We start from the raw sequence: 12,658 nt of genomic DNA on the forward strand, positions 1-12,658 counted from the left end.
CGACTCCCGGGGGCACCGGTCATCCCGGCAGCCGACCATGCCGATGCGGGTCGTTCCACTGAACCCAAGCGCAGTCACGCTCGCCGGAGGTGACCAGCACGTAGGTGACCTTGACGGAGTTCACCGCGCCGTCGATGCGCTCGTAGTTCACCATCGCGGTGTTGTGGTGGAGGTTGGCACCGGCCTCCAGGTTGACCGTGCTGAGGGTGGTCTCGGCGGCAGCCGGAGTCACCCCTCCCGCGTCGCGGCCGTCAGGACAAGGGCGGCGGGCAGGGCAGCGGATATGCGCATGTGGCGCGCCTGGTTCGACGACGTCTGGGATCGTGCCGAGCCGCTGCTGGCGGCAGCATGAGCTGACCGCATCAACCTCATGCGCCGTTACCCAGCCGTGATCCGCCCGCCCCCACGCGCAGCGTCGAAGACCTTGGGCAAGTGCGCACCCACAACTCCCCCACCTCTGGCCACCCTGGCCGCCCGCGACCACCTCGTCCGCACCAACCGCCCCGCCGGAGCCGGCACGTGAGCGTCGGTCGAAGGCTTCGCGGACGGCGGCGCGCCCCGGGACTCCGGTTCCTTGACCGTGAGGAGGGAACGGAGTAGACCTCGGTCGTCCAGGCGGGCCCACAGGAACACCACGCTGACTCTTTCGCGGCGCTCCGGCGAATGGAGGAGATTATGGAACGCTTGTTCCGGTTCGCGCTGACACGTCCCCCGGTTGCCCAGGACGACAACGCGCCGAGTCTCCGGCTGGCGCAGAAAACCGCGTTCCAGACGGCCCTGGGCCAGGCCCTCAACACCGCGGAACCCAGGGAGGCCCTCAAAGGCCTCTCGCGGCAGTTCATCGGCACTGCGGGATTCGTGGGAGACCCCAGGAGCCTGGCCGTCCACGACGCGCTGAAGATCCTCGCCGTCGAGCTCGCCGGCCTTGAGCGCAAGGAGAAAGTCCCCAATGCCGAGATCGTGAAGGTGATCGAGGCCGCTTTCGGCAAGAAGCTCGCCGACCTCGTGAAAGACAAGATCCTCAGAGGTCCCATGGAGGCGCTGCGGGACAGCATCATCGCGATCAAGCTGCTGCCGGAGGAACACCGTCGCCCCATCGAGGCCCTGGCCAACCAGCTCCGGGACTTGGAGCTGATTTTCCACGTCGTGGTGGCAGCGGACTTTCCCGGCGACGGCGCGACCCTGCGGCGCTACCGCCGTCGCTCGCTGATGCTGCCGAGTGAATCCGGCCTGCGCTCGACTTTGTCGACCTCGAAGCAGATCGAGGGGCGCAACAATCAGCGCAAGGAGGAAGAGCACAGGAGGCGGAAGGAAGCAGCGGTCAAGCTGGGGCTCTACAAGCGCCTGGGGCGAACCGTGGACGAGCTGACCGGCCTGGCCGGTGACCACTTCACGAGCACCCCTCAACAGGCGCAGCCGGGCTTCCTGACGCCGGCGAACGTACGCCCGGTGCAGCTGCTGATCCAGCACATCACGCAGCGCCAGCAGCGCTCGCAGTGGGAGCTCTTCCGCAACGCGAATGTCGCGGCGGCGGAGCGGGGAGGCGAGGGCGAGGGCGAGGGCGAAGACCACGCCGCCGAGTTCACGCGTGCAGGGTTCCCGCCCGCCCGGCCGGCAGCGGCATTGTCCCCGAAAGCGGGGCTGATCCGGGGAAGCGCGCCGTTCACTCCGATCCAGCTGGCGGAAGTCGGTTTCCGGTTGAAGGCCACGGCGGTGGCAGGGCTCACCGACAGCACCCGGGAACTGCTGAAGGAACGCGGTCTGAGTCCCACCGACCAGCCACTGGATCTGGTCGTGGAAGCGCTGCGCACCGAGATGCTCGAGCTGGGCAGGGTACTCGACTCCCTGCTCGGCCGGCCGGTACGGCGCGGCCTCAAGCGCATCGGCAACGCGATGGTGATGACCTCGACCCCGCTCGCGTCGGTCTGGAACAACATGGTGGTCGCCGGCGACCTGACGCTGCCCGTGGGGCCGCTTCCCACCAGCCTCCGTGTCCCGCGCTCGCACGGAAGGGTGGCGGCAGCGGGCGTTGCCGACCTACTCGTCGTAAAGCAGCAGCTCGTCCGCTACGAGGGCGCTGACGTGGCGCACATCGAGAACGTGCTGAAGGGGGAGAAGAAGGAGCGGGAGCACGCGCGCCGCCGCGAGACGGAGGAGTTCACCCTTCGCGAGACGGAGATCACGACGAGCGAGGAGCGTGAACTCGAGTCGACGACACGCTTCGAGATGAGCCGGGAGACGAGCCAGACAATCCGGGAGGACGCCTCGCTGAAGGCGGGCCTGACCGTTTCGGGCAAATACGGTCCCACCGTCGAGTTTTCGGCCAGCGTCGAGGGAGCGGTGTCCCGGAGCAGGGAGGAAGCGACGAAATCCGCAGCCACCTTCTCGCAGGACGTGACCGACCGGAGCGCCACGAAGATCACCGAGCGCGTGCTGGAGCGCTCGTCGCTGCGCGTGACGAACGAGGTGATCGAGAAGAATGCGCACGCCCTGGACAACACGGTCGGCGGGGCACACGTCTCGGGCGTCTACCAGTGGGTGAACAAGGTCTACCAGGCGCAGATGTTCAACTACGGCATCCGCGTGATGTACGACTTCATGGTGCCGGAGCCGGCGGCCTTCCTGATCTCGGCTCTCACGGGCGCGCACGCCAGCGCCGTCGACCTCAGGAAACCGACGGCGTTCACCCTGCGACCCGACCAGATCACGGAGAACAACTACTTCACCTGGGTCCACGAGTACGGCGCCACCGACGTGCAGCCGCCGCCCGAGCCCTACAGAACGGCGTCGCACGACTACAACGCCGGCACCGATGACAAGAACGTCGAGTTCACGCACTCGACCCGGATCGCGATCGACGACGGCTACCAAGCGGTCTACGGGACCTTCGGCTGCGTCCGCACCGTCTGGGAGGGCGACTCGGTCGTCGACGTGGTCCTGGGTCAAAGAAGCCACCGGTTCAAGAGTGGTGACTGGGTGTGGGGCACGACTCTGAACGACGAGTCCGGCTCCGTTCCCCTGGCATTGGTCACCGACCTGGTCGGCGACGTCTCCGTCGCCGTCGAAATCAAGTGCAGGCGCACCGATCGAGCACTCCTGAAGTGGAGGCTCGACACGCACGCCAAACTGACCACGGCCCACAAGGCGAGGCTGTCGGAGTACGAGGAGAAGCTCGCCGCGCTGGAGGTTCAGGCAGGGGTCGCCATCCGCGGCAAGAATCCGGCCCTCAACCTCGAGCTGATGAACGACGAGCTCAAGAAGCACTGCATCACGATCCTGACCGACCAGCACTTCGACCTCTTCGACGCCATCCAGACCGGCTCGTTCTCCGTGCCCGAGATCGACCTCTCGGAGAACGAGGCGGAAGGCCCGTACGTCCGCTTCTTCGAGCAGGCATTCGAGTGGGAGCAGATGACCTGGTTGACCTACCCGTACTTCTGGGGGCGCAAGAGCGAGTGGGACGAACGGGTGGCGTACGAGGACGCCGATCCGGTCATGAACCAGTTCCTGAAGGCCGGTTACTGCCGTGTGGCCGTTCCGGCCCGGCCGGGTTTCGAAGGCGCGATCGATCACTTCATGACGTACGGCGAGGTCTGGAACGGCGGAGCGCTGCCACCCATCTCCAACCCGCTCTACCTGCCGATCGCCGACGAGATCGCCGAACGCCTCGACCGCCCCGGCGAGGAGTTCCCCCAAGGAGATCCGTGGCTCGTCCGCGTCCCGACCACGCTGGTGAAGCTGCGCGGGGACGACAAGCTGCCCGCCTGGAAGCAGGACACGACAGGGCAGTGGAGCGAAGCGTGAGAATCGCCCACGGCGCGAAGCGCCGCGCCGCCGCGCCATGACCTACTTCACGAAGTACCTGCCCGTGACAACGGGCAACTCCACGCGGCTGTACACCGACGGCAAGGACTACTGCGCGGACCTCTACGCCGACATCCGGTCCGCGAAGCGTTTCGTGTTCCTCACCGGGCTGCACTTCATGAGGGAGTTCGGCCTGCTCCGCACCGGAGGGCCCGCCGACGCGTCGGCCACGCTGGGGCAGGTCCTCAGGGAGACCGGCGAGCGCGGAGTCGAGGTGTTCCTGCTGGTCAACCAGTTCTGGCGGGACGAGACCGAGGTGTTCATGGGCGGGCGCCCCGTCCGATCGGCGATCATGAAGGCCGGTGAACTGCACGGCTACCTGCCGGAGACGCTGAGGCTGTTCAACGGGCTCAAAGGCCTGGCAACGGTCCACTGTCGCACAGACATCCACTCCAACTCCGACATCTTCGGCACGCACCACCAGAAGACCGTGGTGATCGACGACCGGGTCGCCTTCCTGGGCGGTATCGACCTCACCTTCGTCGACGGCGACCGATGGGACACCCCGGCTCACCGGGCCCGGCACAGGCACGTCGACCGCACCCAGAGGTTCTGGCACGACGTGCACATGAAACTCCAGGGGCCCGCCGTCGAGTTCGTGCGCGACAACTTCGTCCAGCGTTGGAGTCACGGCCGCCTCCACACGATCCGCGAGAAGCGCCTCACCAGCTACGAGGAGTGGCTGCACCGGATGGCGGAGCATCCACGTCCGGACATCGTGGTGGAGGCGACACCCGACCGCAGACCGCCGGCCCTGCCACGATTCGTCTCGAAACCGGCCGCGAAATACACCTATCCGACGGGCGCGGAAGAGGCGACCACCCCCACGGTCCAGATCGTCCGGTCCATGCCGCGGAAGGACAACTGGCACCGGGAGAAGCCCACCTGGAACAGCAACCAGTCCGCCGACTGGGAACGCTCGTGCAAGGATGCCTACCTCATCGGCATCAGGGCCTCCAAGAAGTACATCTACCTGGAGAACCAGTGGATCGCGGACGAGGACATCTGGGCCGAGCTGGCCAAGGCTGCCGACAGGAACAAGACGAACCCTGACTACCGGATCATCCTGATGGTGCCCTACGAAGGACTGTTCGCGGCGGGCATGGGCTCCAACCAAGAGCTGTTCATCGATACGGAGATCGAGCGCGTCATCAAGGCGAGCCACAGCCGCGCGACCTTCGGCATGTACGCGCTTCACCAGGACGACCGACGGGCGAACGTGAGCGGCCAGATCTACGTGCATTCCAAGGTACTCATCGTCGACGACGTCTGGTCTCTCATCGGGTCGGCGAACGCCGGGGGAATCTCACTCGAAGGCGTGCGCTCCGGCCGCGACGAGCCGGATACCGAACTGTCGGCGATCGTCCTCGACGAGTCCTTCGCCTCGGCCTTTCGCTCGAAGATCTGGTCCGAACACCTGGGCACCACGGTCGGCCCGGCCTATGACGTGCGCGACGCGGACCGCTTCCGCGCCTTGGCCGGCAAGCCCGGTGGCAGGCTCCGCTTCTTCCCGGGGTACGACAGCATCAAGCGCCGCACCCCGGCCCTGCTTCCCGGGCTGCGGGAAAGCCGGGATGCGCTCCCCACCGACTTCACAAAGCAGTCGCGCATCATCCCGTCACTCGGCCGCGACGTGCTCGACTATGGCCTGCCGCCCACGCTGGTGAGAGCGGCGTTCACGGCCCGCGTCGTACCGAGTGCCCCGCCCGGGTGGCGCTGCTGGTACCGCTGGCACTGCCAGCTGCACTACAACCCGTCCGATCCCTCGGGCCGCGACCCCGACGTGGCACCGGTGTACTTGAAGCTGAGAAGCCTGAAGAACGACAAGGACGAGGTGTGGGACTACTCCGACCAAGACTCGGTCTACATCGGGAAGTCGTCGGCTGAGCGCATCAACGCGGAGACGAGGATCGCGGTCTCCGGGATCATCCGCTGCCGGGTGAAGATCCTGCCCCTCGACGAGAGCCCGCACGGTCCCGGACCGCAGATGCTCCTCGGCTTCGAGTGCCTGTTCCTCAACGAGACGTTCGCCCGCAACAACCATCACCTCTTCGTGAGAGGGAGATCGCCGCGATGAGCCCCCAAGGGGCCAGTGGAATGATGCTGAAGCCCTGAGAACGCAACCCCGCACCCGTCCGGGTGCGGCGGCGGGATCGTGACCTTGATCGAGCGGATCGCGTACCGGACAGCCCGTACGGCCTGGCCCGTACGGCCTGGCGCGCCGTCAGGCAGGCGGGTGGGCAAAGTATCCGGGTACGCCGCCGAATCCTGGTTCTCGACCCAACTGGTTCGGCCGCCCGCTGACCCGACTACGGGATCCGGTCGCGGCGGGTCTCGAATCGGCCCGATCGCCTGATCACCGTCCGTCGCGGCAGCAAGGTGCCGTGACCAGTCAAGGTACCCGGTCGACGACCATCTGGAGATGCAGAATCCAAGGCCTCAGGCAAGGAATGTTGCCCCGATTGGGGTTTCGGCCTGAACTTTGCCTGTGATCCGTCATCGGCGAACTCCTGCTGGGCAGCGGAGGCCCTACGGCGCGGCCCACTGCATCACTCGTGCCGGCTTCGGCGCCAGCGCGGACTGCCGATGGATACCTTGATCGCTATTTTGCTTCGACCCGTCCTCGGCCACCGCGCGACCGGGAGCGGCTCCAGGGTCTCGTGCTACAGGGCGACTACGATCGCGTAGGCGAGGAAGAAGGCCGCCACGACCACCGCCAGTAGCACGATCGCCACGAGCGGTCCCCACCCCCAGCCGCGGGTCAGGGGGCGGTAGGGCCCGAGGCCCGTACCGGTACCGGACTCCGCCGGCGGCGTTTCCCCGGGAGGTGTGAGCATGTGCGGCTCCGGGCCCGGCGGCGTGCTGTGGGGGGCCCGAGCGGAAGGGCTGGTGTTCATGCCGGGCGTGTGCCCGGGCTCGTACGGATCATGCAGGGCGGTCGGGGCGCCGGACCGGCCCCGTGCAGCCGGAGCCCCGGCAAGTCCGAGTGCGAGTTGTGGCAGCTGCGCGAGTACGCGGCCCCGCGTTCGCTGCACCACCTCGAGGGGGCCGACGCTCACCTGTGGGTGATCCCGCGGCTCACCAGGAATGTCGACATCGCGCGCAGCGCGGATCTCGTCTGGTGACGGCACGGGCATGGGGGGCGCGCCGGGGCGAGGAACGCCGCGGCACGGACTAGACAACGAGTCTGTGGTCCCTGCTGGTCGGCGTGGCGGTCTTGGCGGTTCCCCCTCACCGCGCTCGTCCGGGGGCGGCGCCGCCAGGGCCGCGACGACCTTGGACCCTCGGACCCGGGGCGCCGTCCGTGCGTCCCGCCGGTCCGTGGAAGGCGGCGCACGAGGGCGAACAGGCCGGCCGCGAGCCGAGCCGACCTCGCACGAGCTGGACGGCTTCAGCGACCTCGGCTCCCGTTCCCGCGACCGGCGAGGACCGGGGCGAAGGGCCCCGGAGCAGTATGTGACGGCGCCCCCGCCGCCGCGGACACGGCGGCGGGGGCGGGCTGCACGTCCTCTCCAGATGCCGGACGGCGGCCGGTGTGCGATGTCGATCACCGCGCGTACCCTGCAGCCGCCCGGCCGGACCCCTGATCGTCGGAGTGGAGGAGGAGCTCCTCCACCGCGGACCGCAGCATCAGGGCCCCTGCCAGACGCGCTCCCGTGATCCTGGCCGACGCGCGGCAGGTCCTGGAAGGTCGCGTGCAGAGCAAGTTCTTCACCATCCAGGGGGAGACCTGTACCCCCCGCCAACGACCGCCTCGCCGACCCTGTACGGCGACCTCAGCCGGTCACGCTGGGTGATGAACGACACCGCAGCCGCATACGGATGCCTCCTCGTCGCCACGGCCACCCCGCCGTTCGCCCCGCCCGGCCCGGCCCGTTCAGACGTGACGCGACCCGCCGACCGGCTGCCGGTGACGTGCGGCCACCACTCTTCGTCAGCCGGTGGAACGACGCCGAGCCGGACGAATGGTCGTGCACGCCGGCCGCGGAGCCGGGAAGACCAGGAGCAGCGACGATATCTGGAGTCTCAAGTGGGGCCACTTGGCGGCACCTTGGGCCGACTATTACGACACAGGCAGACTGGAGGCGACCAAGTCGAACGGCCTGGGAAGCTACTGCCTGATGGCATCTGGAAACTGGGGCAACTCGGGGCTCAACCCGGTCTTCCCCAACGGCATGTTGCGCATGTGCCACGGCTGGGCCACTCCGAAGCGCATCACCAGGACCACCGAGTACGTGGCGCTCCGGCTGATGGCGCTCCCTTGGAAACCACACCATCGGCAAGACGACCAACCCGGCACTCAACCTGCCGGACGGAACATGGTCCGGCGTCACCACCGAGATCGAGGGCAACCTCGGCGACGACGAGATGGCCGTCGACATCCACATAAGGTGAGACCGCACGACAGGTTTGGGCCGACGCCACGGTCTTCAAGGAGGCCGTGCTCATCGTGGACGGCACGCTCGCGCCCACCCGCGACCACAGCGTGGCCGGCCGGTCCGAGAACCACCGATACTCCACTGCCCACCAGGTCGTCGTCGACGCGGACACCTGCCTCGTCATGGTGATCGGCAGGCCGCTACTGGGCCATCGGTACGACTCCCGCGGCCGGGAGGAATCCGGCGACGGAGAATCGCTCCGGGCGCAGCTCACAGGAATGGCGAAGGAGCCGCGGCTGCGTGACGCGCAGGGGCTGGCGGCGGCCGCCGTGCACGCGGTGGCGAGATCCGGCGACACGACCGGGGCGGCCGTGGCGCTCGAACGCGGCCGGACCCTGATCCTTTCCGAGGCGCTCAAAGGGGGCCGGGCTAGGTCGACGGCTTCGAGGGGTTCCTTGACCCGTCGCGGTTCGACGACACCCGTGCGGCCGCTTCGACCCCGCTCGTCCACCTGGCGGCGGCCGAGGGGAACGGGTTCGCCCTGCTCGTCACCGGTGACCACGTCGAGGTGTGCGGGTTGCCGTCGCTGGCCTCGGGGTCGCTGCGCGCGCGGGTGAAGGCGTACCTGCGGGCGTACGGGGTGTGCTCGACTGCCAGAGGGGGGCCGACATGTCGTACCGATCGCGACCATCCCATCGCTGAACGGGCCGACCGCGGCAGCCGTAGCCATCTGGCAAACACCCGCATCCAGCGCGCAACGCACGGGGGTTGGTCGGCCAGGGCGGTCGTATCACCAGCCAAGCACACCGGTTTGCACGCCTGGGCTGTGTCGTTGGCCGCTTCGGCCCTGGTTGCGAGTGTGTCGATGCAGTCCACCACAGCCGCCCTTGCTACTGTCCACTTCGTCCAAATCACCCGTAAAAGAATGATTCACGCCCGCTGGCGACCGAGAGGAAGCGGACCATGAACGACTTTTCCCGCCGCAAACTACTCAAGGCGACGGCTGTCGCCAGTGCCGGTGCGGTCGTCACGCAGGGCGTCGCGGCCACCGAGGCCCACGGCACGAGCGCCGTGAACGAGGCGTCCGCGCACACGAAGTGCCCGCCGGCGAAGCTGACCGGCCGCATCGTCCGCCCCGACGACGCCGGGTACACGGACGCCCGCCTCGGCTGGGACCAGCTTTTCTCCCACTATCCGCTGGTCATCGTTTTCGCCCAGAACACCCAGGACGTGGTCAACGCCCTTACGTGGGCACGGCAGAACGACGTCGCGCTACGGGTCCGGAGCGGCCGCCACAGCCTTGAGGGCTGGTCGAACGTCGACAACGGCATCGTGATCGACATCAGCGAGCTGAAGTCGGTCCGCATCGACAGCGGCGCCCGTGTCGCGACGGTCGGCGCCGGACTCAACCAGCTGGAAGCGGTGACCACGCTCGCGGAGCAGAACTTCGCGGTGACGACCGGGACCGAAGGCAGCGTGGGCCTGGCCGGAGCGACACTCGGCGGCGGTTTCGGCTTCCTCACCCGCTGGCTCGGCATGGCCTGCGACAGCCTGATCGGTGCCGAGGTCGTCGTTGCGGAAGGCGCCGGGTGCGCCGAGGTGATCAAGGCCGATCTGCACAACAACCCGGATCTGCTCTGGGCGTTGCGCGGAGCCGGAAACGGCAACTTCGGGATCGTCACCTCACTCACCTACAAAGTGGCCCCACTGAAGAGCGTCACGTACGTGCAGGCCACTTGGGACGGAATCGGCGACCTGCCCAGGATCTTCGACGCCTATCAGCGCACTGCGCCGCACGCGGACGACCGCCTCGGCACCCAGCTCGAAATCCACCGGAACCAGATCCTGCTGTTCGCGGTCCTCGCGGAAGGAACACCCGCGGAGGCGAAGAAGCTGCTCGCCCCGATCCTGTCGATCGACAGCCCTCAGGTGTCGGTGCAGGTAGGGAACTGGGGCGACGTGTATGCGGGCTTCCAGATCCCGACCGCGGACGAACCCGCGAACTGGAAGTTCTTCTCCCAGTTCACCAGGAAGCCGTTCCCGAGGAAGGCGATCGACGTGATCTCCTCGTTCATCCGGGACGCGCCCACGGACGACAGCAACTTCTTTGTGCAGGCGTTCGGCGGGGCGGTCAGGAAGAGCCCCCGCGGCGGCACGGCGTTCCCGCACCGCGACGCGCTCTTCTACTCCGAGCCCGGCGCCGGCTGGGGGACCCGCTCCGACCAGCCGGGCGTCTGCGACCCGCTCACCCCGCAGGCCCAGGCTTGGATCGCCGAGTTCAGCCAGGCACTGCGCCCCTTCGTGGACGGCGCCTACGTCAACGTGCCGAACGTCGGCATGCAGGACTGGGAGACCGCCTACTGGGGATCGAACTTCGATCGACTGCGCAAGATCAAGGCGGAGTACGACCCCCACAACGTCTTCAAGTACGAGCAGAGCATCCCGCCCGCGTCCTGCTGAGCGAGCAGGCTGAGCCCCCTCCCGACCGGCGGGGGCTCAGCCACGACCCACCACCCGTCCCGAAACCGTTGATCCAGTCAGGCGGGCACCCTTGCGCAAAAACGTTCCTGCTGGTGCGGAGCGCAGGCGATCGACAGCCCGGGGGCAGCAGCGGACAAGGTCGGTGCGGCGGATGACCTCTTCACGCCCGAACCCCCACGGCCCGGCTTCGACGATCGCGATCAGGCGATCTTCTTCATGCGCATCCCGATAGGCATAAGAACAGCGACAGATCAGCGTGGTTGGTATTTATCTCGACATATCCGACATTACGCTGCCGCTGTTGATCAGCGACGCCGAAAGGAATGCCGTGCTCCTCAAGCCCCACCACGGCCGTAGATCCGCCACGAGGTCTGTCCTCCCACGCCTGAAGTTCCGCGCCGGCCGACACCTGGGACGGCTACGGGCCGTCGCCGTGGCCGGTGCCCTGCTCGCCGGGCTGAGTCCGGCGGCGATCGGTGCGCCGCAGGCCGCCGCCGTGACAGACCACAAGGGCGATCCGACGCAGTACTGGAACAGGGTCCTGCTTCAGACCTTCCGCAATGCGCGCGGCTGGGACGCCTCGCCCGGCAAACTCTCCAGGTCCGGGGCGATGGTCTTCGCGGCGATCTACAACGCCGAGAGCGCCTATCAGTACACGTACGGAACCCTGAAGTACCAGCCGTACCTCAACCGCCCGATGAGGTACGCCAGCGAATCGTCCCGGCCCGGTCCGGACGAAGAGGAGCGGCTGATCGACCGCACGGCGTACCGGATGATCTCCGAGCTGTACCCGGGCGACCAGGCCTACATCGACGCCCAGTACAAGGCCCGGACCGGCCGCTCCCCCCACGCCTACGAGCCCCTCGACCGCCTGGTGGTCGACCGTGTGGTGAGGCAGATCAACAAGGCCCGGGCGGGTGACGGTTCGGACAACCCGGAGGTCTACGACGGCGACACCACCACCCCTGGTGCCTGGCGGCCGACGGGTGAAGAGGCGACGGAAGACGAAGGGGCCTGCAAGGAGCCGAGCGACGCGGTGACCCCGAACTGGGGCAAGGTGAAGCCGTTCGTGCTCCGCTCCGGCTCGCAGTTCCGGCCTCCCACCCTGCGAGGCTTCACCACCTACGCCGAAATGCTGGCCAGCCCGGAGTACGCTCGCCAGCTCGACGAGGTGCGACGGGTCGGTGCCGTCGACTCCACCGAGCGCACCTACGACCAGACCGTCGTCGGCTGGTTCTGGGACCATGACCTGAACGGCACCTACCACCCGCCGGGGCAACTGCTCCAGCTGACCGGGACCGTCGCCAAGAAGTTCAAGCTCGACACGTACGAGACCACCCGCTTGTTCGCGCTGTCGGCGCTGTCGTTGGCGGATGCCGGGATCGCGGCCTGGGACAGCAAGTTCGACAGCCCGATCAACGAGTGGCGCCCGGTGTCCGCGATCCGGGCGACGGGCGGCGAGAACGCAGACTGGGAGCCCCTCAGCGCGGACCGCTCGGGGAGACCGTGGACCCCGTGCTTCCCCGCCTGGACCTCCGGGCACGCCAACTTCACGGCTGCGTGGGCAGGCGCGATGCAGCACTACTTCGGCCGTGACGACGTCTCGTTCACCGCACACTCCGAGGACCCGCACACACTCGTGCCGTCCCGCCGGATGAACAGCTTCAGCCAGGTCGCCGAGGAGGGCGAGTTCAGCCGACTCTGGCTGGGCGTGCACTTCCGCTGGGACGCCGAGGACGGAAGGGAGATCGGCACCAACGTCGCCGACTACGTCTTCGCCAACGCGCTGCAGCCGACCCGCCCGGGCCACCCTGATCAGAAGTGAAACGGCGCCGTGGGGGGGCGCCCGCGGCCGGGGCGCGCCGGGGGCCCCCCCCGGCCGGGGCCGGGGGCGCGGGGCGGGTGGGGGCCGGGGGGGGGGGGCGGGGGGGCGG

7 protein-coding genes and 1 pseudogene are annotated in these 12,658 nt (G+C 68.1%); 6 read left to right on the forward strand and 2 right to left on the reverse strand.

All coding sequences use genetic code 11. The features are described 5' to 3' along the window. Window positions 1–19: 19 nt before the first annotated feature. On the reverse strand, window positions 20–232 hold the full coding sequence (locus ACFVGY_RS18860) for a hypothetical protein (RefSeq protein WP_385678398.1): 213 nt from the start codon (window positions 230–232) through the stop codon (window positions 20–22). 443 nt (window positions 233–675) lie between these two features. On the opposite strand from ACFVGY_RS18860, the gene ACFVGY_RS18865 reads away from it, so the two are divergent. Next, the gene (locus tag ACFVGY_RS18865) at window positions 676–3,804 is read left to right on the forward strand and encodes a hypothetical protein (protein ID WP_385678400.1); all 3,129 of its coding nucleotides are present in this window, start codon (window positions 676–678) and stop codon (window positions 3,802–3,804) included. A gap of 37 nt (window positions 3,805–3,841) precedes the next feature. Continuing rightward, window positions 3,842–5,941, forward strand: coding sequence for a phosphatidylserine/phosphatidylglycerophosphate/cardiolipin synthase family protein (locus tag ACFVGY_RS18870; protein WP_385678403.1), 2,100 nt, complete (start codon window positions 3,842–3,844; stop codon window positions 5,939–5,941). 586 nt (window positions 5,942–6,527) lie between these two features. On the opposite strand, the gene ACFVGY_RS18875 is transcribed toward ACFVGY_RS18870, so the two are convergent. Next, on the reverse strand, window positions 6,528–6,761 hold the full coding sequence (locus ACFVGY_RS18875) for a DUF6480 family protein (RefSeq protein WP_385678405.1): 234 nt from the start codon (window positions 6,759–6,761) through the stop codon (window positions 6,528–6,530). Between the two features lie 9 nt (window positions 6,762–6,770). Between ACFVGY_RS18875 and ACFVGY_RS18880 the strand changes: the two genes are divergently transcribed. The 4 genes and pseudogenes from ACFVGY_RS18880 (at window position 6,771) to ACFVGY_RS18895 (ending at window position 12,549) form a co-directional block, all read left to right on the forward strand. Next, window positions 6,771–6,989, forward strand: a complete 219-nt coding sequence (locus ACFVGY_RS18880; protein WP_385678484.1) for a hypothetical protein — start codon at window positions 6,771–6,773, stop codon at window positions 6,987–6,989. Between the two features lie 1,307 nt (window positions 6,990–8,296). Next, a pseudogene (locus ACFVGY_RS18885) lies at window positions 8,297–8,518 on the forward strand (IS5/IS1182 family transposase); the annotation flags it as partial. Window positions 8,519–9,206: 688 nt separating this feature from the next. After that, window positions 9,207–10,703: an FAD-binding oxidoreductase gene (locus ACFVGY_RS18890; protein ID WP_385678408.1), complete on the forward strand. Its 1,497-nt coding sequence runs from the start codon at window positions 9,207–9,209 to the stop codon at window positions 10,701–10,703. A gap of 454 nt (window positions 10,704–11,157) precedes the next feature. Next, window positions 11,158–12,549, forward strand: coding sequence for a vanadium-dependent haloperoxidase (locus ACFVGY_RS18895; RefSeq protein ID WP_385678411.1), 1,392 nt, complete (start codon window positions 11,158–11,160; stop codon window positions 12,547–12,549). Window positions 12,550–12,658 lie beyond the last annotated feature (109 nt).

Source organism: Streptomyces sp. NPDC127106 (assembly GCF_042677605.1).
Classification (GTDB): Bacteria; Actinomycetota; Actinomycetes; order Streptomycetales; family Streptomycetaceae; genus Streptomyces.

Bases quoted from the DNA above. Each gene is read 5' to 3' on its own strand.
- ACFVGY_RS18890 (WP_385678408.1), top strand. From the start codon at position 9,207: ATGAACGACTTTTCCCGCCGCAAACTACTCAAGGCGACGGCTGTCGCC.
- ACFVGY_RS18870 (WP_385678403.1), top strand. From the start codon at position 3,842: ATGACCTACTTCACGAAGTACCTGCCCGTGACAACGGGCAACTCCACG.
- ACFVGY_RS18865 (WP_385678400.1), top strand. From the start codon at position 676: ATGGAACGCTTGTTCCGGTTCGCGCTGACACGTCCCCCGGTTGCCCAG.
- ACFVGY_RS18875 (WP_385678405.1), bottom strand. From the start codon at position 6,761: ATGAACACCAGCCCTTCCGCTCGGGCCCCCCACAGCACGCCGCCGGGC.